The following is a 24,192-nucleotide window of genomic DNA, read 5'->3' on the forward strand; positions in this document are numbered from 1 at the left end:
AGAACCAGCAGAGAGCAGAGCATGAAAGCCAGCCCCTCCGACCAGAACGAGCTCCTCCGGCTGCAGGCCGCCGACACCCGGCTCAGCCAGCTCGACCACACCATCCGCAACCTCCCGCAGGCCGCGCAGCTCGCCGCCCTGCAGCCCGAGCTCGACGCCTTGCGCGCCAAGTGGATCGCCGCGACCGGCGAGGTGGAGGACGCCCGCACCGAGTTGAAGCGCGTCGAGTCCGACGTCGAGGTCGTGGAAGCGCGCAAGCGCAGGGACAGCGACCGGCTGCAGCACACGTCCTCGGTGAAGGACGTCCAGGCGCTGGAGGCCGAGCTCGCGTCGCTCGCCAAGCGCCAGGGCGACCTGGAGGAGATCGAGCTGACGGTCATGGAGCGCCTGGAGGGGCTGGAGGCCAGCCTGTCCGGCATCGACGCCGAGCGCGAGGGGCTGGAGGGCAAGGCGCAGGAGCTGGAGGCGGCCCGCGACGGCGAGGCCGGCACTGTCGGCGCCCAGCGCGACGCCCTCGCCCGCGACCGCGCCACGATCGCCGGTGCGCTCCCCGCCGATCTGGTCGCCCTCTACGAGCGGCAGCGCTCGCGGTACGGCGTCGGTGCCGCGCTGCTGCTGCGCGGGGTGTCGATGGGCTCGAACGTGAAGCTCACGGAGTCCGACCTCGCCGACATCCGCCGCGCGGCGGACGACGACGTGGTGCTCTGCCCGGACAGCGGCGCGATCCTCATCCGCAACGAGGAGTCGGGGCTCTAGCGCGTGCGCTAGTCCCTCGGTGAGCCGGCCCCGGGCGTGGGCCAAGGCGAGAGGTGCGCTAGTCTTGGCCCCGGAATGGGTCGGCCAGACGGTCGCGTCGGTCCGCGCGAGCGGGCCGCCGAGGAACGTCCGGGCTCCGCAGAGCAGGGTGGTGGGTAACGCCCACCCGGGGTAACCCGCGAGAAAGTGCAACAGAGAGCAGACCGCCTCGCACGCGAGTGCGCGGTAAGGGTGAAACGGTGGTGTAAGAGACCACCAGCGGCCGGGGTGACCCGGCCGGCTGGGTAAACCTCGCCCGGAGCAAGGTCAGACAGGGGACCATGAGGCTGCTCGCCTCGTCCCCGGGTAGACCGCTAGAGGGCGGCGGCAACGTCGTCCCGAGAGAGATGGCCGTCCACGACAGAACCCGGCGTATCGGCCGACCCGTTCCCTTCGAGCCCCCGTCGAGGGGCACGTAAACGCCCCTAAAACGCGGTTTTAGGGGCGTTTGCGTGCCCCTCGAGGTCAGTCGGGGTCGGGGGTGAAGCGGTAGCCCATGCCGGCCTCGGTGAGGAGGTAGCGCGGGCTGGACGGGACGGGCTCCAGTTTCTTGCGGAGCTGGGCCAGGTACAGCCGCAGGTAGCCGGTGTCGTTCGTGTACTGCGGACCCCAGACCTGCGTGAGCAGCGCCTGCCGCGTGACCAGCCGGCGCGGATTGCGCACCAGCACCTCCAGGATCGCCCACTCGGTCGGCGTCAGCCGTACCGGCGACTCCCCGTCGGCCGTGCGCTTGAGCACCTGGTGGGCCGCGAGGTCGACGGTGATGTCCCCGAACCGCACCGCCGGCTCGTCGGCCGGCCCGGACTGGCGCCGCGTCAGCGCCCGGATGCGCGCGAGCAGCTCGTCCGCCGCGAACGGCTTGGTCACGTAGTCGTCGGCGCCAGCGTCGAGCGCGTCCACCTTGTCGGCCGAGCCGGTGCGGCCGGAGACCACCAGGATCGGGACGGTCGACCAGCCGCGCAGCCCCTCGATCACCTCGATGCCGTTCAGCTCGGGCATCCCGAGGTCGAGCATGACCAGCTCGGGATGGTGCTCGACCGCCTGCGTCAGGGCCTCCGCGCCGGTGCGGGCGGTGAGCACCTCGTAGCCGTGCGCGGTGAGGAGGATGCGGAGGGCGCGCAGGATCTGCTGGTCGTCGTCGGCGATCAGGATCCTCATGGCGTCTCCTCCGTGCTCGTGGTGGCGGGCTTGGTCGCGGCCGGCAGCGACACCACCATCGTGAGCCCGCCCCCCGGGGTGTCCTCGGCCTCCAGAGTGCCGCCCATCCCCTCGGCGAACCCCTTGGAGAGCGCGAGGCCGAGCCCGATCCCGGTGTCGTTGTCCGTGTCACCCAGTCGCTGGAACGGCAGGAAGACGGCCTCGCGGCGCTCGCCGGGGATGCCGGGCCCGTGGTCGACGACGCGCAGCTGCACCGTCCCGCCGAACTCGCTGGCGCCGATGACGGGCGGCCGGCCGTCCGGCGAGAACCGCAGGGCATTGCCGAGCAGGTTCACGAGCACGCGTTGCAGCAGCACGGCGTCGGCGAGGACCGGAGGCACGGACTCCGCCAGGTCCAGCTCCACCTGCGCCGGTCCCAGCCCCAGCTCTTCGAGCGCGGCCGGGATGACGTCCTCCAGCTCGGTCGGCGCGAGCGAGACCCCGAGCACGCCGGCCTGCACGCGGCTGACGTCGAGGAGGTTGGTGACCAGCGTGGCGAGGCCGTCCAGGCTGTCCTCCGCGGTCTCCAGCAGCGCCTCGCGGTCGCCGTCGCTGAGCGCGAGGTCGCGCTGGCGCAGCGTGGTGACGGCGGCCGTCGCCGCGGCGAGCGGGCGGCGGAGGTCGTGGCCGACGGCCGCGAGCAGCGCGCTGCGCACCCGGTCGGCCTCGGCGAGCGGGCCGAGCTCGCTGGCGGTCGCGGCGAGCTCGCGGTGCTCGAGCGCCGCGTCGAGCTGTGCGACGATCGCCGCGAGCAAGCGCCGGTCGGCGGCCTCCAGGTCGCGGCCGGACAGCTCCAGCGTGCCGCGGTCGCCCACCGCGATGCGTTGAGTGTGCGCGGAGTCCGGCTCGCCGTCGGTGGAGACCACCTCGTCGCCGTCCAGGAGGCGCACCCCGGTGAGCGAGAACGCCTCGCGTGTGCGGGTCACCAGCGCCTGGAGGGCGTCCTCGCCGCGGATGACGCCGCCGGCGACCGTGGCCAGCAGCTCGGCCTCCGCGGCGGCGCGCTGGGCGGCGCGCGTGCGCCGCGCGGCCTGGTCCACGACCAGGCTCACCAGGGCCGCGATGACCATGTAGAGGATCAGCGCCAGCAGGTGCAGGGGCTCGGCGATCGTGATCGTGTAGAGCGGGGCGACGAAGAAGTAGTCCAGCGTCAGCCCGGAGAGCAGCGCGGCGAACAGCGCAGGCCAGATCCCGCCGACCAGCGCGACGACCACCACCAGGAGCTGGTAGCTGAGCACGTCGGCCGTCATCGACTCGCTCGAGCGCATGCTCACCAGCACCAGCGTCAGCAGCGGGCCGCCGATCAGCGCGAGGAGGAAGCCGTAGACCTGCCGCCGGGTCGTGAGGCCGCCGCGCGGCCGCGGCAGCGAGAACCGGCCGCCCGCCCGGGAGTGCGTCACGATGTGCACGTCGATGTCGCCGGACTCCCGGACCACCGTCGCGCCGATCCCCGGCCCGGTCAGCAGCGCCGCGAGCCGGCTGCGCCGGGAGACGCCGATGACGAGCTGCGTCGCGTTCTCGCCGCGCGCGAACTCGACGAGTGCCTGCGGGATGTCGCTGCCGACCACCTGGTGGTAGCTGCCGCCGAGCTGCTCCACGAGCGCGCGCTGGGCCGCGAGTGCGCCCGGCGTCGCCTCGCGGAGGCCGTCCTGGCTGGTGACGTGCACGGCGAGCAGCTCGCCGCCGGCCGAGCGGGCGGCGATCCGGGCGCCGCGTCGCAGCAGCGTCTCGCCCTCCGGGCCGCCGGTGAGCGCGACGACCACGCGCTCGCGGGCCTCCCACTTGCCGGCGATGCCGTGCTCCGCGCGGTACTGCTGCAGCGCGCTGTCCACCTCGTCGGCCAGCCAGAGCAGCGCGAGCTCGCGCAGCGCGGTCAGGTTGCCGAGCCGGAAGTAGTTGGAGAGCGCGGCGTCGACGCGCGCCGCCGGGTAGACGACGCCCTCGGCGAGCCGGTCGCGCAGCGCCTGCGGGGCGAGGTCGACCACCTCGATCTGGTCGGCGCGGCGCAGCACGGCGTCCGGGATGGTCTCGCGCTGCTGCACCCCGGTGATCTGCTCGACCACGTCGTTCAGCGACTCGATGTGCTGGATGTTGACCGTCGACATCACGTCGATGCCGGCCGCGAGCATCGCGTCCACGTCCTCCCAGCGCTTCGCGTTGCTGTGCGATCCGTCGTCGGGGCCGGGCGCGTTGGTGTGGGCGAGCTCGTCGACGAGGGCGAGTTGCGGCGCGCGGGCCAGCACGGCGTCGAGGTCGAGCTCGGTGAGCTCCACCCCGCGGTGCTCGACCGAGCGGCGCGGCACGACCTCCAGCCCCTCCAGCATCGAGGCGGTGGCGGCACGGCCGTGGGTCTCCACGACCGCGACCACGACGTCCTTGCCGAGCGCCTTCAGCCGCTTGCCCTCCTCGAGCATCGTGTACGTCTTGCCGACGCCGGGCGCCGCGCCGAGCATGACCCGGAGGTGGCCACGCGCCATTCGCTCTCGATCCCCTTCTCGATGTCGGCCGGTCAGCGGCCGAGCCGGGCCAGCGCCAGGTTGAGCTGGAGCACGTTCACGGTCGGGTCGCCGAGGTAGCCGAGGTCCCGTGCTTGAATCCTAGACTCGACCAGCTTCTTCACCGTTGCTTCCGGCAGCCCGCGGGCCTCCGCGACGCGCTTGACCTGCAGCAGGGCGTACGCGGGGGAGATGTGTGGGTCGAGCCCGGAGCCGGACGCGGTCACCGCGTCGGAGGGGATCGCCGAGGCCGGCACCCCGTCCAGCTTCTCGATCGCGGCGGTGCGGTCCTGCACGGCCTTCACCTGCACCGGGTTGCCGGTGGCGAGGTTGCTGCCGGAGGAGGCCGCCGCGTCGTAGCCGGCGGGGCCGTTCGAGGTGGCCGCGGAAGGCCGCGACTGGAACCACTGCGGCAGCGGGTTCCCCTTCTCGTCCGTGAAGGCCTGGCCGATGAGGGCCGAGCCGACGGTCTTCCCGTCCTGCGTGATCATCGACCCGTTCGCCTGCGCCGGGAAGGCGAGTTGCCCGATCCCGGTCACGACGACGGTGTAGGCGACGCCGAGCGCGACCGTGAGCACGATCATGGCGCGGATGGCGACCCAGTACTGGCGCCAGGCGCCGCGGAGGCGGTTCATGTTCTGCGATTCCTTACTGTGGGTGGTCAGAATCCGGGGAGGAGGGCGACGACGAGGTCGATCAGCTTGATGCCGATGAACGGGGCGATGATCCCGCCGAGCCCGTAGATGAGGAGGTTGCGGCCGAGCAGCGAAGACGCCGCCGACGGCCGGTAGCGCACGCCGCGCAGGGCGAGCGGGATGAGCAGCACGATCACGATCGCGTTGAAGATCACCGCCGAGAGGATGGCGGAGGCGGGCGAGTGCAGCCCCATCACGTTGAGCACGGCGAGGCCGGGGAAGGCCCCGACGAACATCGCGGGGATGATCGCGAAGTACTTCGCCACGTCGTTCGCGATCGAGAACGTGGTGAGCGCGCCGCGGGTGATCAGGAGCTGCTTGCCGATCCGGACGATGTCGATCAGCTTGGTCGGGTCGGAGTCGAGGTCGACCATGTTGCCGGCCTCCTTCGCCGCCGACGTGCCGGTGTTCATCGCCACGCCGACGTCGGCCTGCGCGAGCGCGGGCGCGTCGTTGGTGCCGTCTCCGGTCATTGCGACCAGGGCGCCGCCCTCCTGCTCGCGGCGGATGAGCGCGAGCTTGTCCTCGGGCTTCGCCTCGGCGAGGAAGTCGTCCACGCCGGCCTCCGCCGCGATCGCCTTGGCGGTCAGCGGGTTGTCGCCGGTGACCATGACGGTGCGGATGCCCATCTTCCGGAGGTCGGCGAAGCGCTCGGCCAGGCCCTCCTTGACGATGTCCTTGAGGTAGACGACGCCGAGGAGGCGGGCCGTGCCGTCCGCGTCGCGCGTCGCCACGGCCAGCGGGGTGCCGCCGACCTGGGAGATGCGCTCGACCTCCCGATCCAACTCGGCCAGGGCCGAAGCCGGGGGAGGCGTGGTCTCACGGACCCAGGTGACGACGGCGCTCGCCGCACCCTTGCGCACCTGCGAGCCGTCCGGGAGGTCGAGCCCGCTCATCCGGGTCTGCGCGGTGAACGGCACGATCTCGCCTGCGATGTGCTCCGGCCGCTCGTATCCCAGCGTCTCGGCGAGCTCGACCACCGAGACCCCTTCCGGCGTCGGGTCGCTCAGCGAGGACTCCGCCGCCGCCCGCACGAGCTCGCCGCTGTCGGTGCCGCCGACGGCCGTGAACTCGCTGGCCCGGCGGTTCCCATAGGTGATGGTGCCGGTCTTGTCGAGCAGCAGCGTGGTCACGTCGCCCGCGGCCTCCACCGCGCGTCCCGACATGGCGAGCACGTTGTGCTGCACCAGGCGGTCCATGCCGGCGATGCCGATGGCCGAGATGAGCGCGCCGATCGTCGTCGGGATGAGGCAGACCAGCAGCGCGACCAGCACCGGGACGGTCGGCGACACGTTCGAATACCCGGCGACCGGCTGGAGGACGAGGACCACGATCACGAAGATGATCGACAGGCTGGCCAGCAGGATGTTGAGCGCGATCTCGTTGGGGGTCTTCTGCCGGGAGGCGCCCTCCACGAGCGCGATCATCCTGTCGACGAAGGTCTCGCCCGGCTTGCTGGTGATCCGCACCACGATCCGGTCGGAGAGCACCCGGGTGCCGCCGGTCACCGCGCTGCGGTCGCCGCCGGACTCGCGCACCACCGGGGCGGACTCGCCCGTGATGGCCGACTCGTCCACGGTCGCGATGCCGCGGATCACGTCGCCGTCGCCGGGGATGAGCTCGCCCGCCGTGACGACGACCACGTCCCCGAGGCGCAGGTCGCTGGAGGTGATCTGCTCGGTCGCGGCGGTCAGCGCCTCCGCGTCCCCGGTCTCGTCGTAGTGCGCGACGCGCGTGGCGACCGTGGTGGAGCGCGTCTTGCGAAGGGTGGCCGCCTGCGCCTTGCCGCGCCCCTCGGCGACCGACTCCGCCAGGTTGGCGAACAGCACGGTCAGCCAGAGCCACACGGCGATGCTCCAGGTGAAGGCGAGCGTCGCCGGTCCCGCGCCGCCCGCGCCAAGGAAGGGCTGCGCGATCGCGATCACCGTCGTGAGCGCCGCGCCGACCTCCACGATGAACATCACCGGGTTGCGCCACATGAAGCGCGGGTCGAGCTTGCGCAGCGCCCCGGGGAGGGCGGCGACGAGCTGCCGGGCCGAGAACGCCCCGGCCGGGGTGGCGACCGTGCGGGCCGCCGTCGAGTGGATGGTGGTCATGGTCAGTGCAGCCCTTCCGCCAGGGGACCCAGCGCGAGAACGGGGAAGTAGGTGAGTGCGGAGACCAGCAGGATGGTGCCGGCCATCAGCCCGACGAAGAGCGGGCGGTGCGTGGGAAGCGTGCCGGCGGTCGCCGGAATCCTGTTCTGGGCCGCGAGCGAGCCGGCCAGCGCGAGCACGAAGACGATCGGAACGAACCGGCCGAGGAACATCGCGACGCCGAGCGCCGTGTTGAACCAGGGCGTGGCCGCCGTGAGGCCGGCGAAGGCCGAACCGTTGTTGTTCGCCGCCGAGGTGAACGCGTAGAGCACCTCGCTGAAGCCGTGCAGCCCCGGGTTGAGGATGGAGGTCTTCTCCACGTCCGCGCGGATCGCGGGGACCGCGAAGCTCAGCCCGGTGCCCAGCAGCACGATCGCCGGGGTGGTCAGGATGTAGAGGCTCGCGAGCTTGATCTCGCGCGGGCCGAGCTTCTTGCCGAGGTACTCGGGCGTGCGGCCGACCATCAGCCCGGCGAGGAACACCGCGATGACCGCGATGACGAGGATGCCGTACAGCCCCGACCCGACGCCGCCGGGCACGGTCTCGCCGAGCATCATGTTGATCATCGCCATCATCCCGCCGAGCGGGGTGTAGCTGTCGAGCATCGAGTTCACCGCGCCGGTCGAGGTGGTGGTGGCCGCGGTGTTGAACAGCGTCGAGCCGAGCGTCCCGAACACCGTCTCCTTGCCCTCCATCGACCCGCCCAGCTCGAAGAGCGTCATGGCGACGAGCGAGACCAGGAAGAGCGAGCCCATCGTCGCCAGGATCGCGTAGCCCTGGCGCTTGTCGCCGACCATCGTGCCGAACGTGCGGGGCAGCGAGAACGGGATGACGAGCATGAGGAAGATCTCGACGAGGTTCGTCCAGGCCGTCGGGTTCTCGAACGGATGCGCCGAGTTGACGTTGAAGAATCCGCCGCCGTTCGTGCCGAGCAGCTTGATCGCCTCCTGGGAGGCCACCGGCCCGCCCGGGATGGACTGCGTCGCTCCCGCGATCGTGTGCACCGTGTCGAAGCCGCCGACGTTCTGGATGACGCCGCCGGCGATCAGCACGACCGCAGAGACCAGGGCCAGGGGCAGGAGGACGCGGCCGGTGCCGCGGATCAGGTCCACCCAGAAGTTGCCGATGCCGGCCTGGGTGAATGCGCCACCGCTGCGCCGGGCCGCGAAGCCGCGGACCAGCGCGACCGCGACGGCGATGCCGACCGCGGCGGACACGAAGTTCTGCACCGCGAGCGCGGCGAACTGCACCGTGTAGCCGAGGGTCACGTCGGGGGAGTACGACTGCCAGTTCGTGTTGGTCACGAACGAGATGGCGGTGTTGAACGCCGTGCCCTCCGGCACCGCGGGGAAGCCGAGGCTGTACGGCAGGACCTGCTGCAGTCGCTGAAGTCCGTAGACGATCAGGATGCCGACCACGGAGAACGCGAGCACGCCGCGCAGGTAGGCGGGCCAGGACTGCTGCGACCGCGGGTCGATGCCGATCAGCCGGTAGACGCCGCGCTCGACGGCGAGGTCCCTGTCGGTCGTGAAGACGCGCGCGAGGTAGTCGCCGAGCGGGCGGTAGGCGAGGGCGAGCAGGAGGACGAGGGTCGCGAGCTGCGCGACGAACAACCAGAACGTCCCCATCTCAGAACCGCTCCGGTTTGACCAGGGCGACGACGAGGTAGCCGATCGCCGCGACGCCGAGCAGCGCGGCGATCAGGGTGATGACGATCACAGTTTCTCGACCCCCCGGCCGACGAGCGCGACGACGAACGCCAGCGCTGCGACGGCGAGAAGGTAGACGAGGTCAAGCACGACTCTCTCCATCCATCGGGACGCCCCGGTCGGATGGCCGGGGGCGAGAGAGAGTCCACACCCGGATAAGGACGCGGGTGAGCGTCCTCACGCTTTTCTAACGGGCCTGCGCGCGATCCATGCGGATCGCTGACGGGCGCCGCGCTCGCGCCTAGTTGTCGGGCGTGATCCCGACCTCCGCCGACCGTCCGCGCGCTCCCGCGTCGCGGCGTTCGTTGCGCACCGCGAGAGCCGCCGCGCCCAGGATGCCCGCGTTGTTGCGGTGCGTCGCCGGCACGATCATCGTCTTGAGGTCGAGCAGCGGCAGGAAGTCCGCGTAGTTCTTGGACACGCCTCCGCCGACGATGAACAGGTCGGGGGTGAAGAGGAACTCCAGCGTCGAGTAGTACTTCTGCAGCCGTTTCGCCCACTTCTCCCAGGAGAGGTCCTCGCGCTCCTTCGCCGAGTAGGCGGCACGCGACTCGGCGTCGTGGCCCTCGATCTCCAGGTGGCCGAGCTCCGCGTTCGGGATCAGCACGCCGTCGTAGATGAGCGCCGAGCCGATGCCGGTGCCCAGGGTGGTCATGATGACCAGGCCGTCCGTACCCTTCGCCGCGCCGAAGCGCGTCTCGGCGTAGCCCGCCGCGTCCGCGTCGTTGACGAAGTGGATCTGCCGGCCCAGTGCCTTCTCGAACAGCTCCTCGGCGCGCAGTCCGATCCACTTCTTGGACACGTTGGCCGCCGAGAGCGTGACGCCGTGGCTGACGATGGCGGGGAAGCAGACGCCGACCGGGGCGTCCGGCTCCTCGGCGGCCAGCTTCTCGACGATCTCCTTGGTGGTCTCTACGATGTCGTCCGGCTTGCCGCCCTCCGGAGTGGGGAGCTTGATGCGGTCGCTGATCAACTCTCCGGTCTCGAGGTCGACCAGCGCCCCCTTGATCCCCGTTCCGCCGACGTCGATGCCGATTGCGTGGTTCTGCGCGCTCATGGTGTCGAATCTACCCCGCGGTCCGACGCGGCGGCAGCAGGCCCGGCGGCGGGATGACGCACCCGGCGGAATGACGCACGGTCAGGGCAGCGTCAGGATCTCCGCGCCCCGCTCCGTGACCACGAGCGTGTGCTCGAACTGCGCCGTGATGCTGCGGTCGCGGGTGACGACGGTCCAGTCGTCCGCCCAGAGGTCCCACTCGTGCGATCCCAGCGTCAGCATCGGCTCGATCGTGAACACCATCCCGACCTCCATCACGTCGTCGAACGCGGGCGCGGCGTCGTAGTGCGGGATGATCAGCCCGGAGTGGAAGGTCGAGCCGACGCCGTGCCCGGTGAAGTCGCGCACCACTCCGTAGCCGAAGCGCTTGGCGTACGACTCGATGGCGCGGCCGATCACGTTGACCTCGCGGCCGGGCGCGACCGCCTTGATGCCGCGGTTCAGCGCCTCCCTGGTCCGCTCGACCAGGAGGGTGACCTCCTGCGACGCCGTGCCGACGATGAAGGTCTGGTTGCTGTCGCCGTGGAAGCCGTTCTTGTAGGCGGTGATGTCGATGTTGACGATGTCGCCGTCCGCGAGCACGGTGTCGTCCGGGATGCCGTGGCAGACGACCTCGTTGACCGAGCTGCAGATCGACTTGGGGTAGCCGCGGTAGCCGAGCGTCGAGGGATAGGCGTCGTGCTCGATCAGGAACCCGTGGCCGATCGCGTCGAGCTCCTCGGTCGTGATGCCGGGGCGCACCGCCTGGCCGACCCGCTCGATGGCGCGGGCGGCGATCCGGCCGGACTCCCGGATCAGCTCGATCTCGGCCGGCGAGTAGACGTCGCCGCGGTCCGACGGGGTCGGTCCCTGCTTGCCGACGTACTCCGGCCGCGGGATGCGCGACGGGACGGAGCGCATCGCGGTGACGCGTCCCGGGACCAGGTGACCGGCGGAATCCTTGGGCATAGGATCAAGCTTATGACCGGCGAGAACGACTACGGCATCGAGCAGGATGCCGAGCACAAGTACTGGTACAACATGAAGAGCGGCCAGGTCGAGCAGGGTTTCCTCTCGCCCGCCCCCGACCGCGTCGGCCCGTTCGACACCCGCGCGGAGGCCGAGCACGCGCTCGAGAAGCTCCGCGAGAACAGCGCCAAATGGGCCGAAGAGGACGCCGAAGAGGGTCGGTAGCGTTGTCGTCATGACGATGGAACGGGTCCTCGCCGAGGTCAGGGGCTTCGACGGGGTGCTGGAGCTCGCGCCGGAGGCCGGCAGCGAGCACCCGGAGATCTCGTGGGGCGACCACTTCTTCTACTACGCCCCCGACGGCGTGGTGCCGACCAACCGGCAGCCGTACGCGACCATCGTCACGAAGGACTACCCGGACGACGTGGAGTCCCGGCTCGATGATCCTGGGCGCTGGCGGCTCAACATCCACGTTGGAGCGCAGGCGATGGCCGCGCTGACGGGTGGAGCCACCACGGGCTACGACGCCGAGGACGTCTTCCTCCCGCACCCGCTGTACGGCGACTACGGCTGGGTGTGCGTCGTGAACCCCGGCCCGGCCACGCTCGATCGCGCGCTGGCGGCCCTGCGCGACGCGCACGCCGGCGACCGGCGCCGGGTCGAGCGGCGCCAGGCGACCTCCGGAGAGACCGCCTAGAAGCTGTGCTCCGGTCCGGGGAACACCCCGCCCTGCACCTCGGACTTGTACGTGCGAGCGGCATCCGACAGCGCGCCCCGGAGGTCCGCGTACTGCTTCACGAACCGCGGGATGCGCCCGGTCGTGAAGCCGGCCCAGTCCGTCCACACCAGCAGCTGGCCGTCCACATGCGGGCCGGCTCCGACGCCGATCGTCGGGATGCGCAGCTCCTGCGTGACCCGCTGGGCCACGTCTGCCGGCACCATCTCCATCACGACCGCGAACGCCCCGGCGTCCTCGACAGCGTGCGCGTCGGCGAGGATCTGCTCCGCGCCCTCGCCGCGACCCTGCACGAGGTGGCCGCCGAGGCCGTGCTCGCTCTGCGGGGTGAAGCCGATGTGCGCCATCACCGGGATGCCGGCGCCCACGATGCGCCGGATCTGCTTGGCGCTGCGCTGCCCGCCCTCCAGCTTGACCGCGTGCGCGCCGGTCTCCTTCATGAAGCGAACGGCCGTGTGCAGCGCCTCCAGCGGCCCGGTCTCGTAGGAGCCGAACGGCATGTCGGCGACGACGAACGCGCGCTTGACGGCCTTCGCGACGGCGCGGGTCAGCGGGATCAGATCGTCCACCGTGACCGGGAGCGTCGTGTCGTAGCCCAGGACGTTGTTGCCGGCTGAGTCGCCCACCAGCAGGAAGTCGATGCCGGCCTCGTCGAAGATCTGGGCGGTCAGCATGTCGTAGCTGGTCAGCCCGGTGAACGGCTCGCCCGCCTCCTTCGCCGACTGGAAGTGGCGGGTCCGCACCCGCTTCAGCGACTCCATCGACGGTGTTGCGGGGTGGACGGAGGGCACAGGTGACTGCTCGCTCATGCGCCTCAGTCTAGTGACGCGGCACCCGCCGTCATCCGACGGGTTTGCGCCCGCGGAGCCACTAGTCTGGAGGGGCCGACGAAAGGGGCAGGATGGACAAGCAGCGCGACTTCGTTCTTCGCACCATCGAGGAGCGCGGCGTCAAGTTCGTGAGGCTGTGGTTCACCGACGTGGTCGGCACGCTCAAATCGGTCGCGATCGCGCCGGCCGAGGTCGAGGGCGCGTTCACCGAGGGTCTCGGCTTCGACGGCTCGGCCATCGAGGGCCTGACCCGCGCGTTCGAGTCCGACCTGCTGGCGCATCCCGACCCCACCACGTTCCAGATCCTGCCGTGGCGCGGGGAGATCGACCCGACCGCGCGCATGTTCTGCGACATCACCACGCCCGACGAGCAGCCGTCGGTGTCCGACCCGCGCAACGTGCTCAAGCGCACGCTGGAGAAGGCGGCCGACCGCGGCTTCACCTTCTACACGCACCCGGAAATCGAGTTCTACCTGCTCAAGTCCTCCACCTTCGGCGACGAGGGCCCGGAGCCCGTCGACTCGGCCGGCTACTTCGACAACGTCCCAGGCGGCACCGCGCACGACTTCCGCCGCCGTTCCGTGCGGATGCTGGAAGACCTCGGCATCTCGGTGGAGTTCAGCCACCACGAGGCCGGCCCCGGCCAGAACGAGATCGACCTCCGCTACGCCGACGCGCTGACCACGGCCGACAACATCATGACGTTCCGCACGGTCATCAAGGAGGTGGCGATCGAGCAGGGCGTGTACGCGACCTTCATGCCGAAGCCGCTCTCCGGCCACCCGGGTTCCGGCATGCACACCCACATGTCGCTGTTCGAGGGCGACACCAACGCGTTCTTCGAGGCCGGTGCGCAGTACCAGCTCTCCAAGACCGGCCGCCAGTTCATCGCCGGCCTGCTCAAGCACGCGCCGGAGATCACGGCCGTCACCAACCAGTTCGTCAACTCGTACAAGCGGCTCTGGGGCGGCGACGAGGCCCCGAGCTTCGTCTGCTGGGGGCACAACAACCGCTCCGCGCTGGTGCGCGTGCCGCTCTACAAGCCGAACAAGGGCCAGAGCTCGCGCGTCGAGTACCGCGCGATCGACTCCGCCGCGAACCCCTACCTGGCGTTCTCGCTGATGCTGGCCGCCGGCCTCAAGGGAATCGAGGGCGGGTACGAGCTGCCGCCGGAGGCCGAGGACAACGTCTGGGCGCTGTCCGACGCCGAGCGCCGCGCCCTCGGCTACAACCAGCTCCCGGCCAGCCTCGACCACGCCATCTCCCTCATGGAGGACTCCGAACTCGTCGCCGAGACGCTCGGCGAGTCGGTCTTCAACTACGTGCTGCTGAACAAGCGGCGCGAGTGGGCGGAGTACCGGGCGCAGGTCACTCCGTTCGAGCTGCGGTCGAACCTCGAGATCCTCTGACCCGAACGTGACCCGCGAGCAGCTCTCCCTCACGACGCTGGCTCGCGCCGGTTTCGTGGGGCTGAGCTCGGTCCGCGGCGAACTGGACGAACTGGTCGAGCTGACCGGCTTCGGCGTGGACGACCTCCTGCCGGCGCTGTCGACGGCCGCCGATCCGGACACTGCCCTCGCGCTGGCCCTGCGGCTGCTGCGGCACGCGCCGGTGCAGACCGCGCGCTACGTGCCGTCGCGGAACGACGCGCGCCGCGTGTTCCGGGTGATCGGCGCGTCCGAAGGCGCTGCCGAGTTCTTCCTGCGGCAGCCGGCCGAGCTGAGCGCGCTCGACGACCCGGTCACCGCGCTGCCGACCGCGGCCGAGCTGCGCGCCGACCTGCTCGACTCCGTCGGCGCGGTGGACGGCGTCGCCGCGCTGGAGGACGACGCCGCGCGCACCGCCCTCCGCGTGCGCTACCGCCGCCGGCTCGTGCAGCTCGCGAGTTACGACTTGGAGCAGGAGGACCCGGTCGCCGGGTTCGACGGCGTCGCCGCCGCGCTGTCCGACCTCGCCGCCGCCGCGCTGGAGGCCTCCCTCGCGGTCGCCCGCCGGCAGACCATCGGCACCGGCCCCGGCCGGTACCCGGAGGCGGAGGTGCGCGCCACCCGGTTCGCCGTCATCGGCATGGGCAAGGCCGGCGCGCGCGAGCTCAACTACGTCAGCGACGTCGACGTCATCTACGTCACCGAGGGCGACGAGGAGGCCGGCCTCAGCTCCGGCCGCGCGGTGGACATCGCCACGCGGCTGGCGGTGCTGACGCAGCGCGGCATCCACGAGCCGGCGATCGAGCCCGGCCTGTGGGAGGTCGACCCCAACCTGCGGCCGGAGGGCAAGGACGGCGCGCTCGTGCGCACCCTGGAGTCGCACATCGCGTACTACGACCGCTGGGCGAAGGGCTGGGAGTTCCAGGCGCTGTTGAAGGCCAGGCCCCTCGCTGGTGACCTGGAGCTGGGGGAGCGCTACGTCGCCGCGCTCGCGCCCAAGGTGTGGAGCAGCGCGTCGCGCGAGAACTTCGTGGAGTCGGTGCAGCGGATGCGCGAGCGCGTCACCGACAACATCCCCGACGACGAGACCCACTACCAGATCAAGCTCGGGCCGGGCGGCCTGCGCGACGTCGAGTTCACCGTGCAGCTCCTCCAGCTCGTCCACGGCCAGACCGACGAGCGCGTACGGCAGCGCGACACGCTGTCCGCCCTCGCCGCACTGGCCGCGCAGGGCTACATCGGCCGCGAGGAGGCGGCCGCCTTCTCGCAGGACTACCGCACGCTGCGCCTGATGGAGCACCGCCTCCAGCTGCGCCACCTCAGCCGCACCCACCTGATGCCGCGCGACGAGGGCGACGTGCGCATCCTGGCCCGCGCGACCGGGTTGGCGCCGAGCGCCGAGCAGCTCCTGGTGCGCTGGAACGCGATCAAGCACCGCGTGCGCGGCCTCCACGAGCGACTCTTCTACCGTCCGCTGCTGAGCGCGGTGGCCGCCATGCCCACCGACGACACCGGGCTGACCGGGGCGGCAGGGATGACCGGGGGAGCCGGGCTGACCAGCGAGCAGGCCGAGGCCCGGCTCGCCGCGATCGGCTTCCGCGACCCGCGCGGCGCGCTCGCGCACATCGCGGCGCTCACGGCCGGCGTCTCGCGGCGGGCGACCATCCAGCGCCACCTGCTGCCCGTGCTGCTGCAGTGGTTCGCCGCCGGGGCGGACCCCGACTACGGCCTCCTGACCTTCCGCCGGCTCAGCGAAGACCTCGGCACGACGCACTGGTACCTGAAGATGCTGCGCGACTCCACCGGCGCCGCCGAGCGGCTCACCCGGGTGCTGTCCGGGTCGCGGTACGCCGGCGAGCTGCTCGGCCGCATCCCGGAGTCCGTCGCGTGGCTGGAGTCGGAGGAGGAGCTGCGTCCGCGCACGGCTGAGGTGCTGCGCGAGGAGACCGCTGCGATCCTCGGCCGGCACCAGTCCGCGGCGACCGCGGCCGCGTCGCTGCGTGCCGTCCGCCGCCGCGAGGTGCTGCGCCTGGCGTTCTCGGCGATCCTCGGCTTCGCCACCATCGAGGAGCTGGCTCGCGGGCTGACCGCGGTGAACGAGAACGTGATCCAGGGTGTGCTGTCCGCGATCCGCGCCGAACGCGGCGATTCGGCCGACCTGGAGTTCGCGATCATCGGCATGGGCCGCTTCGGCGGCACCGAGCTCGGCTTCGGCTCCGACCTCGACGTGATGTACGTCTTCCGCCCGCTCGCCGCCGAGCAGGACGCCGCGCACAAGGCCGCGCTGGCGATCGTCGCGGACCTCAACCGGCTGACGGAGGACAACCGCCTCCCGCTCGACCTCGACATCGGCCTGCGCCCGGAGGGCAAGAACGGGCCGCCGGTCCGCTCGCTGGACGCCTACCGCGCGTACTACAAGCGCTGGTCGCTGACCTGGGAGGCCCAGGCGCTGCTGCGGGCCCGCGGCGTCGTCGGGGATGCGGCGCTGCTCGCCGACTTCGACACGGTGGCCGACGAGGTCCGCTACCCGGCCGCGATCGGCGAGCAGGAGGTCCGCGAGGTCAAGCGCATCAAGGCCCGCGTCGAGAACGAACGCCTCCCGCAAGGCGCCGACCCGGCCCGTCACCTGAAGCTCGGCCGCGGCTCGCTCAGCGACGTCGAGTGGTTCGTCCAGCTCATCCAGCTCCAGCACGCCGCCGCGATCCCGGCGCTGCGCACGACGTCGACCCTGCACGCCCTGGCGGTCGCCGTCGACAACGACCTGGTGGCGGACGACGATGCTGCCAAACTCCGCGACGCCTGGCTGCTGGCCTCGCGCGCCCGCTCGGCGATGACGCTCTGGACCAACAAGACCGCGGACGTCCTCCCGGCCGACCGGGTGGCACTGGAGGGCGTCGCCCGCCTCCTGGAGTACCCGCCGGGTTCGGCCAGCCGCCTGGAGGAGGACTACCTCGCGGTCACCCGCCGTGCGCGGGCGGTGTTCGAGCGCGGGTTCTACGGCCTCCCGGAGCGCCCGACCCCGACGGGGTGAATAGAAACGCCGCGCGTTAACAACGTCTTGCAGTAATAACGCGACGCGTTACTATAAGATCATGACCGATCCGATTACTCCCGGGGAGATCCTCTCCGAGGAGTTCATGGCCCCGCTCGGGCTCACGAAGTACGCGCTCGCGAAGGCCGTCCACGTCCCGGCGCAACGCATCGGCGACATCGTGAACGGAAAGCGGGCCATCACTCCCGACACGGCGCTCCGGTTCGCGCGCGCGTTCGGGACCACGGCCGAGTTCTGGCTGAACCTGCAGGCCCACCACGACATCGAGGTCGCCCTCGCCACCCACAGGGCCGAGTTCGAGGACATCGCGCCGCTGGCCGGCTGACGCCCGCACCGTCCGGGTCCGCGCAGAAAGCACGCCGACCCGGACGGATACGTCACATCCCGGGAACGGGCGTCAGCTCGTACACGTCGATGGTGCCGCCCATCGCGCGGTGCGGGTGGCCGGTGAGGAGGCCCTCGACGGAGTCCGCGCCGTCGGCCTCGATGAGGGTGTAGCCGCCGACGCTGCGGTCGGCTCCCTCGGAGACGGCGGCCGTCGGCGCGCCGAAGTCGATCAGGCCGGCGCCGACCTGCTGGGCCCAGGCGTTCCAGGCGGCGTTCATCTGCTCGGCCTGCTCGGGGGTGGGCTCCGGCATCGAGGCCATCGCCTCGGGGTCGGCGCGGTAGAGGAGGAGGTAACGGGCCATGTTGGGGTCCTTCCGTTTCGCGCGCGGGCCGGGGTTGGCCCGGGCGTCACCGAATCTAGTGCTGCGCTGGCGGGGAGGGAACAGCCGGAGGACAACCTGCGACAGTTTTCACCTGTTTCGAACCAGGCGCTCACCCACGGTTTCTGGGAGTTCATCGGGCGTCCGCTGACTACGGCGGTTTTCGGTGGGACGATCGGGAGGCCCGCAGCACGCTCGACCCGCGAACCCGACTTGTGCCGCCCCCGAAGCGCCTCCACCGCGAGTCCGAGCAGCCCCGAATCCCCCGAGCACCCCCGAATCCCGAGGAGCCCCGACAATGACCCCGCCCCGCCAGCCCGACCCTGCCTTCCCGGCCGGTGACAGCGGCGCCGCCGAGCCCGTCCGCCGGAACGTCGCGCACGCGCAGCGCCGCCGCACCTCCCTGACCAAGCGCATCCTGCTCGCCGTGGCCGGCGCGGTCGCCGCCGTCGCCGTCGCCGTCGGGGCGTTCGCCGCCTACTCCTACGTGGACCTGTCGAACGGCCTGCACCGCTCGAACATCACCCTCCCCGGCGCCGGCACGAAGAAGAACGTCGCCGAGAGCAACATCCTCGTCATGGGCCTCGACAGCCGGCTGGACGAGAACGGGAACGCCCTCCCGACCGACGTCTACAACGCCCTGCACGCCGGGAACCAGGGCGATGGCGGCTACAACGCCAACGTGCTGATGCTCATCCACATCCCGGCCGGCGGCAAGAAGGCTGTGGGCATCTCGATCCCGCGCGACGACTACGCGCCGCTGTCCGGGAGCCCGGACGGCGTGTCCGCCTCCAAGATCAAGGAGGCGTACGGCCTCGCCCTCGACCAGAAGCTCACCGAGCTGACCAAGGCGGGTGTCGCCCAGGCCGACGCCTACCAGCAGGCGCGCACGTTCGCCCGCCAGACAGAGCTGCAGACCGTGTCGGACTTCCTCGGCGGCGTGCGGATCGACCACTTCATCGAGGTCACGATGGCCGCGTTCTACCAGGTGGCCCAGGCCGTCCAGCCGGTCACCGTGTGCGTCGCGCAGGACACGCAGGACCCGTACTCCGGCGCCGACTTCAAGGCCGGCGTCCAGCAGCTCACGGCATCGCAGGCAGTGAGCTTCGTCCGCCAGCGCCGGGACGAGAACAACCCGTCGCTGAACTTCACCGACCTCGACCGAGAGCGCCGTCAGCAGGCGTTCATCGTCTCGCTGGCGACGAAGCTGAAGAAGGCCGACACCTTCGCGAACCCGGCGACCCTGGAGTCCCTGATCTCCGCCGCCAAGCAGAACATCGCCCTCGACTCCGGCTTCGACCTCCTCAGCTTCGCGTCGGAGGCGCAGCACCTGGCGGGCGGCAACATCACCTTCACGACGCTGCCGATCACCGGCTACGGGGTGAAGGACGGCAAAGACGTCAACCTCGTCGACCCGAACCAGATCCACGCCGTGGTGCAGCAGCTCCTGAACCCCGCGACGGCGACGCCGACCGCGACTCCGGGAGCGACCATCCCGACCGGGCCGCCGCCGACCACGACGGCGCCCGCGCCCTCCCCATCGCCGACCGCATCGGCGCCGGCCGGCCCGAACGGGACCTACACCGACCCGACCGCGCCGCTGCCGTCCGGGGGAGTGCCCTGCGTGAAGTAGGGCCTATTCGCCCAGCGCGTCGATGAGCGCGGCGTAGAGCGCGCTGAACCGCGCCCGGTGGTCGTCCGTCTCGATCGGGCTCAGCGGGAAGGTCACCTTCGCGCCGTACGACCACTCCGCGGAGACCCTGAAGTCTCCCGGCCACGGGTCGAACAGGTCGCGCCGGAACGCCGAGTTCGCGTCCGAGATGGTGAGCTGGGAGAGCCCGGCCCGAGGCCGCGCGACGACGACCGTCGCCACGTCGTACGGATCGGCGCTGCGCCCGGTGGCGTCGGCGAACACGATGGTCTTGTCGGTGAAGACCACGACCTTCGCGGAGAACACACCGGCGTCGTCGACGCGCACCCCGGAGTCCAGATGCTCGATCGGTCGCAGCCCGACCGCGAGCGCGATCCCGCTGACGAAATGCCCGAACCACTCGGCGCGGTCGTCGCTGCGCAACTGCATCCACGCTGGCCCTTCGAGGGACCGGCCGACCTCGTCCAGCACCTCGGTCAGGTCTCTCTCGGCCATGCGCTCCTCCTCGGCGTCCCGCAGTGGATGCGGACTCCCGCGACAACCGTAGCGGTGCGGCGGGGCGGGCGCACGTCATGGCGCGTGCCGCGTGCCTGCTCGGGCCTTCCCCCGGTCTGGGGGCTTGGCATCCCCACGGGTCCATGAAAAATTATGTGTGCAGCCGCAATCGATTATCGGAGATCGATCGCGGTTTTCCGACGCGCGGCCTTTCGGGTAGGCCGAAGCGTTACTGGGCCCGGACGCGGCGATGCGCGTGCCGGGCCCTCTCAGTCCTGCCCGAGGTGAACAACAGACCGACGAAGGGGAAGCTGTGGCTGTCACGCATGGCCCGGAGTGCCAGGAGTGCGGAGGGCCCACCCGAGTCTCGCCGAACCCGTACTTTCGAACCGGCCTCTCCGTGCACTCGGAGGTCGCTGTGTGCGGCCGCTGTGGCACGACCGCCTTCGTCCCGGTGGCCGCAGCACCGCGGCCTGCCGCCGAGGTGCGGCGGACGCTGCCGGAGATCGTCCGGGGTGTGTTCGCCAAGCGATCGCGCTGAGCCGCGCTCCTGACGCCACCACTCCCCGCGCCTCGAGCACCGTCCTCCGACCCGAGCGCGTGGAGCTCAGGGACCGGCGAGGGTGCAGACTTGATGATGGCGGTCGCCGTCCGTAACGACGACGAAACCCTCCGAAGCCTGTTTGCCGATCGGGGGGCGCGCGTAGATCCGACCGCCGCCGATCGTGTGCCCCTGCAAGGTCAGGCCGCCCATATCCACGGCGCCTGAGTAGAAGCAGCGGTAGTCCTCGCCGAGGTATTGCACACGCGGAGGGATGGCTTCTGGTCAGAACGCGCCCGACTGAGCCCAGACGCACAGAGAGCCGATCCCGACAGTGATCGCAGCGACAGCCAGCGCGACGAGGCCCAGGGTGATGGCGACCGCCGCCGATTCGTTCAGCCACGAGCGCGATAGTGCCGGCTGCGGGCCGTCCGTGTTCGCCTCCCTGTGGAGGTCGCCCGACGTCATGGCTAGAACCTTGCAGCGCCGATCCCGAAAAAAGTCCGCACGAGCCGCGGTGTCGGTCGCTTTCGCGATCGTCCTGCAACCCGTGCGGACTCCCTGCGGACTAACGCGTCCGCGACGTCTACTCACACCCCGTAGTACTTCCGCGAGATTCCACAGGTTTTGTGTAGCCGACGGTTGGGAGTGATTGTGCCGCGATGGGACTCCGGTGGACTGTGGGCGGACTGCGGACAGTCGCGGGGTTTTTGTGGGCATCAGACGAACAGCGACCAGACGTTCGCTATGCCTCCTGCTATCAGGCCGACCCCGATGATCCAGATGTCTTGCTTCACCTCCAGGGGGCGACGTTTGGCAGCGTTCATGACCACTGCGATGCTGGGTCCGATCTGCCAAGTCATAGGGTCGTCAGGGTCAGAGGAACCCTCGCTCAGCTTCTTGACATCATCCTTCACTCCTGCAAAGAGGCGGAATAGTCCGACCATCGGTAGGACGACAGAGACGACGCACAGCAGGATGATGGTGATTCGGGGGATGTCCATAGGCGGCAATCGTATCGATGGCTGTCGTGGAGGGTTCAACTAGCCACAGGGCTGACAGATGCCCGCATGTGCTCCCGTTTTGCAAGTAGGAACTCGCGCGAACCTTAACGGAACGCTTTCATGGGAAATCCGCTCAATGACGAACGCTGCGCATGGAAGACACCTCGCGCACGCAACTCTGTAATAACGCCGCTCTGACTAGCCCGAACGACGTCATACTGTCCTGATCGAACATATGTTCTAATTATGGCGTGACGCGCCCGAAGCCTATCCGCTATGACAGGGACACCTGGCTTGTGATGCGCGACGACAAGGTGGTTCCGAAGGCCGTTATCCGTCGGTACACGGACAAGCGCGGGAAGGACCAGTACCTGCTGATCCGGTGGGACCTAGAACCGGCAGAACGACGGCTAATGGCGGTGTGCCGGTCGCTCGAACGGGCTGACGAGCTCGTGCGGTACGACAACAATGTGCACGGGTATTGGGATGGACCGCCGAACGCTCACCCGGCTGGCTAGGGCTTGGGGGCTTTCGTGATAGACCCATGAATACAGAAAGCGTGAATCGCTTTCGAGGCCGTGCCGGTCTTCGGATGATGCCTACTTGGATTCCCGGGGTAATCTGCTCGGCACGCGATCAAACCGTGCGTCGAAGTGATGTCGCAAGGAAAGGGCCGCGCCCGTGACGGACGCGGCCCTTTCTGCAGCAGAGTTGCTCACGCCCCGTAGTACAGCTCGTACTCTCGAGACGTGATTGGGCATGATTGGCCTTGTTTGAAGGTGCTGGTCAACTCAGCTTTCAGTGATCGGGCGCATTCGCTCGAATGGGTACTCAATCGAGATTGCTGCGGACTAATTGCGGACTAAGCCCGCGTGAGAAGTGAGCCTTTGGCCTGTGCCGTTTGTCGCGGAGTGCTCAAGGGCCCACTTAGCTCGCGGGGATGACTGCGCCCCAGTACTCGTAGTCCGGGTCGTCGTCGGCCTCGGGTGCCAGTTGGGTCCATCCGCGAGACGAGAGCAGGCGCTGCATCGGCTTGTTTTGTCGGTGGACATGAGAAACGGCGAGTCCGCTGCGGAGGAGATTGTCTGCGAGGATCTTTTGGCACGTCGTCTCGAAGCATTCAAGGATGTCGTCGCCGACGCCCTGCCCTTTTGAATCAAGATGTCGCGCAGCGATCGCCAAGTCAAATCGGATGGCGCCCTCCACGTAGGCCGCTTTCATGACCAGCACGGCGTCAATCCGCGTTCCGTCCTCGGACAGTCGCAGCCGAACAATAGCGCCATCACGCATCGGCGTTCTGATACCCCGAACGATGCGCTGAACCTTAGTGGCCCAGGGCTTTCGGTCGTCCGAAATATGAGCGCCTGCGAGGCCCACTTGCCGGCGCGGTGATGCTTCAGCGCATCGAAATTCATTCAGCAAGGCGCGGTGACTGTACTCGCCGCTCACCCATGAACTCAATTGTGGGCGGGAGCCGGAAGTGGCGAGGCCTCGTTCTGAATTCGCTCGAAAAGCCTGTCATCTTGAAGAGTGCGATCGATCAGCCGCGAGAATTCGTCGTACGTTGAAATATCGCGAATGCGGGACGACGCGAGGACGCGGCGTTCGTCACGGCTCTTAGTTGCGGCGCGGCGCGATGTGATTGGCATTCCTGGTCTCCCCTCTTCAAATGCACAGTAGCCTCCCGACCCGGGAGAAAGCTAGACGCGGACTACCGAATATCTTCGGACAGGACATCCGGCTGGCGTCGTCATTCGAACCTATGTTCTAATGATTGCGTGACGCGTCCGAATCCAACCCGCTACGACAGGGACACATGGCTGGTCATGCGCGACGACAACGTGATCCCGAAAGCCGTTATCCGCCGCTACGCGGAAAGGGAGGCCGCGACCAGTATCTGTTGATCCGGTGGGATCTCGATCCGGCAGAGCGTCGCCTCATGGCCGTATGCGAATCACTCGAGCGAGCAGACGACATCGTGCGGTACGACAACAACGTCCGTACGGGTACTGGGATGGTCCTCCGAACCCGCATCCGGGAGGTTAGCTCCAGTTGACCCGATCGGTGGGTAGCTGCTTGATCCGGACCGAAATGCGATCGCTGGAAGCACGACGCGAGTCGAGATGCTACCTCGCACGGGGCGCACTCACTATCGTGACGATATGGAGCCGACGACCGCCTTTGTGATGGCATTGCTTGCCCTGACTGTTTCTCTTATCGCAGCCGTCGCGTCGGTGACAACGTTGACCCGATCGATCATCTACCGCGCTAGGCCCCAGCTGGAATTTGACATCAGATCGACTTTGCGAGTGCTCGATTCAGGCCTGCACGAGAGTCGACAAGTTCGGGCGGTTAACCACGGAATGGGGGTGATGCGAGACGTGGAATGGTGGGGCGTACACCAATATTCAGGGAACGGCGGCAGAGTCCTCAGCAGGAAGACGACGCTCGAGCAAGGCGAAGCTATTTCCGCAAGCGTTGAGGTGACCCCTAACTCGAAGTGGAAATCAGACATGTACTTCGAGCTGAGATGGAGGTCTGAGCCAGACTTCCGCAAAATCAAATCGCGAGCGCTGCTCCCTGATTGAGTAACAGCCAGCTTCGACGACAACCTCGACGCTGGCCGCACGACCAGCGCGACGGCAAATGCGGCGGTTGGGTGGACACGTATTGGCGCGTGTGCCCGCGACAAGAAAGAGTCCGCACGAGACGCGGTGC

Annotated in this window: 23 protein-coding genes and 1 other RNA gene; 9 read left to right on the forward strand and 15 right to left on the reverse strand. The window is 69.5% G+C overall.

Translation table 11 applies throughout. The features are described from left to right. Positions 1 to 21: 21 nt before the first annotated feature. Both ACFRFH_RS17950 and rnpB read left to right on the forward strand, forming a co-directional pair. Positions 22 to 756 (forward strand): zinc ribbon domain-containing protein, encoded by a 735-nt coding sequence (locus ACFRFH_RS17950; protein ID WP_382464349.1) that lies wholly within the window; start codon positions 22 to 24, stop codon positions 754 to 756. Between the two features lie 76 nt (positions 757 to 832). Beyond that, positions 833 to 1,186, forward strand: an RNA gene (gene rnpB / locus ACFRFH_RS17955) — RNase P RNA component class A. A gap of 74 nt (positions 1,187 to 1,260) precedes the next feature. Here the strand turns inward: rnpB and ACFRFH_RS17960 are convergent. The 8 genes from ACFRFH_RS17960 to map form a co-directional block, all read right to left on the reverse strand. Then, entirely contained in the window at positions 1,261 to 1,953 is a 693-nt protein-coding gene (locus tag ACFRFH_RS17960) for a response regulator (RefSeq protein ID WP_382464350.1), read from the reverse strand. After that, entirely contained in the window at positions 1,950 to 4,469 is a 2,520-nt protein-coding gene (locus tag ACFRFH_RS17965) for a DUF4118 domain-containing protein (RefSeq protein WP_382464351.1), read from the reverse strand. Before ACFRFH_RS17965 ends, ACFRFH_RS17960 begins: the two co-directional genes overlap by 4 nt. 32 nt (positions 4,470 to 4,501) lie before the next feature. After that, entirely contained in the window at positions 4,502 to 5,122 is a 621-nt protein-coding gene (gene kdpC / locus ACFRFH_RS17970; RefSeq protein ID WP_382464352.1) for a potassium-transporting ATPase subunit KdpC, read from the reverse strand. Between the two features lie 26 nt (positions 5,123 to 5,148). After that, complete coding sequence (kdpB, locus tag ACFRFH_RS17975) at positions 5,149 to 7,278, reverse strand: potassium-transporting ATPase subunit KdpB (RefSeq protein WP_382464353.1); 2,130 nt, start codon at positions 7,276 to 7,278, stop codon at positions 5,149 to 5,151. A gap of 2 nt (positions 7,279 to 7,280) precedes the next feature. Further along, positions 7,281 to 8,945 (reverse strand): potassium-transporting ATPase subunit KdpA, encoded by a 1,665-nt coding sequence (kdpA, locus tag ACFRFH_RS17980; RefSeq protein WP_382464354.1) that lies wholly within the window; start codon positions 8,943 to 8,945, stop codon positions 7,281 to 7,283. A gap of 1 nt (position 8,946) precedes the next feature. After that, complete coding sequence (locus ACFRFH_RS17985) at positions 8,947 to 9,036, reverse strand: potassium-transporting ATPase subunit F (RefSeq protein ID WP_370053922.1); 90 nt, start codon at positions 9,034 to 9,036, stop codon at positions 8,947 to 8,949. A 231-nt stretch (positions 9,037 to 9,267) separates the two neighbouring features. Continuing rightward, entirely contained in the window at positions 9,268 to 10,083 is an 816-nt protein-coding gene (gene ppgK, locus ACFRFH_RS17990; RefSeq protein ID WP_382464355.1) for a polyphosphate--glucose phosphotransferase, read from the reverse strand. Between the two features lie 81 nt (positions 10,084 to 10,164). Next, complete coding sequence (map, locus tag ACFRFH_RS17995) at positions 10,165 to 11,031, reverse strand: type I methionyl aminopeptidase (RefSeq protein ID WP_382464356.1); 867 nt, start codon at positions 11,029 to 11,031, stop codon at positions 10,165 to 10,167. Positions 11,032 to 11,043: 12 nt separating this feature from the next. On the opposite strand from map, the gene ACFRFH_RS18000 reads away from it, so the two are divergent. Together ACFRFH_RS18000 and ACFRFH_RS18005 are read left to right on the forward strand one after the other, a co-directional pair. Next, positions 11,044 to 11,256: an SPOR domain-containing protein gene (locus ACFRFH_RS18000; RefSeq protein ID WP_382464357.1), complete on the forward strand. Its 213-nt coding sequence runs from the start codon at positions 11,044 to 11,046 to the stop codon at positions 11,254 to 11,256. 10 nt (positions 11,257 to 11,266) lie between these two features. Further along, positions 11,267 to 11,728, forward strand: a complete 462-nt coding sequence (locus ACFRFH_RS18005; RefSeq protein WP_382464358.1) for a DUF6194 family protein — start codon at positions 11,267 to 11,269, stop codon at positions 11,726 to 11,728. Here ACFRFH_RS18005 and panB read toward each other — a convergent pair. After that, positions 11,725 to 12,576 carry a 3-methyl-2-oxobutanoate hydroxymethyltransferase gene (gene panB / locus ACFRFH_RS18010; RefSeq protein WP_382464359.1) on the reverse strand — a complete coding sequence of 284 codons (852 nt, stop codon included), beginning with the start codon at positions 12,574 to 12,576 and terminating at the stop codon, positions 11,725 to 11,727. The two genes, ACFRFH_RS18005 and panB, sit on opposite strands and share 4 nt — an antisense overlap. 92 nt (positions 12,577 to 12,668) lie before the next feature. On the opposite strand from panB, the gene glnA reads away from it, so the two are divergent. From glnA to ACFRFH_RS18025, 3 genes are all read left to right on the forward strand, one after another. Next, positions 12,669 to 14,006 (forward strand): type I glutamate--ammonia ligase, encoded by a 1,338-nt coding sequence (gene glnA / locus ACFRFH_RS18015; protein ID WP_382464360.1) that lies wholly within the window; start codon positions 12,669 to 12,671, stop codon positions 14,004 to 14,006. Between the two features lie 7 nt (positions 14,007 to 14,013). Then, positions 14,014 to 17,055 (forward strand): bifunctional [glutamine synthetase] adenylyltransferase/[glutamine synthetase]-adenylyl-L-tyrosine phosphorylase, encoded by a 3,042-nt coding sequence (locus tag ACFRFH_RS18020; protein ID WP_382464361.1) that lies wholly within the window; start codon positions 14,014 to 14,016, stop codon positions 17,053 to 17,055. 61 nt (positions 17,056 to 17,116) lie between these two features. Next, positions 17,117 to 17,401 carry a HigA family addiction module antitoxin gene (locus ACFRFH_RS18025; protein WP_345834748.1) on the forward strand — a complete coding sequence of 95 codons (285 nt, stop codon included), beginning with the start codon at positions 17,117 to 17,119 and terminating at the stop codon, positions 17,399 to 17,401. A gap of 52 nt (positions 17,402 to 17,453) precedes the next feature. Here the strand turns inward: ACFRFH_RS18025 and ACFRFH_RS18030 are convergent, their stop codons facing one another. Beyond that, positions 17,454 to 17,765, reverse strand: coding sequence for a hypothetical protein (locus ACFRFH_RS18030; protein WP_382464362.1), 312 nt, complete (start codon positions 17,763 to 17,765; stop codon positions 17,454 to 17,456). Positions 17,766 to 18,081: 316 nt separating this feature from the next. On the opposite strand from ACFRFH_RS18030, the gene ACFRFH_RS18035 reads away from it, so the two are divergent. Further along, positions 18,082 to 19,416 (forward strand): LCP family protein, encoded by a 1,335-nt coding sequence (locus ACFRFH_RS18035; protein WP_382464363.1) that lies wholly within the window; start codon positions 18,082 to 18,084, stop codon positions 19,414 to 19,416. A 3-nt stretch (positions 19,417 to 19,419) separates the two neighbouring features. Here ACFRFH_RS18035 and ACFRFH_RS18040 read toward each other — a convergent pair whose 3' ends face one another. The 5 genes from ACFRFH_RS18040 to ACFRFH_RS18060 all read right to left on the reverse strand — a co-directional run bounded on the left by ACFRFH_RS18040 (position 19,420) and on the right by ACFRFH_RS18060 (position 22,923). Next, positions 19,420 to 19,929, reverse strand: a complete 510-nt coding sequence (locus ACFRFH_RS18040; RefSeq protein ID WP_382464364.1) for a hypothetical protein — start codon at positions 19,927 to 19,929, stop codon at positions 19,420 to 19,422. A gap of 607 nt (positions 19,930 to 20,536) precedes the next feature. Continuing rightward, on the reverse strand, positions 20,537 to 20,734 hold the full coding sequence (locus ACFRFH_RS18045; RefSeq protein ID WP_382464365.1) for a hypothetical protein: 198 nt from the start codon (positions 20,732 to 20,734) through the stop codon (positions 20,537 to 20,539). Positions 20,735 to 20,755: 21 nt separating this feature from the next. Continuing rightward, complete coding sequence (locus tag ACFRFH_RS18050) at positions 20,756 to 20,938, reverse strand: hypothetical protein (RefSeq protein WP_382464366.1); 183 nt, start codon at positions 20,936 to 20,938, stop codon at positions 20,756 to 20,758. Positions 20,939 to 21,189: 251 nt separating this feature from the next. After that, on the reverse strand, positions 21,190 to 21,474 hold the full coding sequence (locus tag ACFRFH_RS18055) for a hypothetical protein (RefSeq protein WP_382464367.1): 285 nt from the start codon (positions 21,472 to 21,474) through the stop codon (positions 21,190 to 21,192). A 927-nt stretch (positions 21,475 to 22,401) separates the two neighbouring features. Further along, complete coding sequence (locus tag ACFRFH_RS18060; RefSeq protein WP_382464368.1) at positions 22,402 to 22,923, reverse strand: hypothetical protein; 522 nt, start codon at positions 22,921 to 22,923, stop codon at positions 22,402 to 22,404. 713 nt (positions 22,924 to 23,636) lie between these two features. On the opposite strand from ACFRFH_RS18060, the gene ACFRFH_RS18065 reads away from it, so the two are divergent. Then, positions 23,637 to 24,062: a hypothetical protein gene (locus tag ACFRFH_RS18065; RefSeq protein WP_382464369.1), complete on the forward strand. Its 426-nt coding sequence runs from the start codon at positions 23,637 to 23,639 to the stop codon at positions 24,060 to 24,062. The last annotated feature ends 130 nt before the right edge of the window (positions 24,063 to 24,192 follow it).

It is taken from the genome of Leifsonia sp. NPDC056824 (assembly GCF_042789575.1).
In the GTDB taxonomy this organism is placed as follows: Bacteria; Actinomycetota; Actinomycetes; order Actinomycetales; family Microbacteriaceae; genus Leifsonia.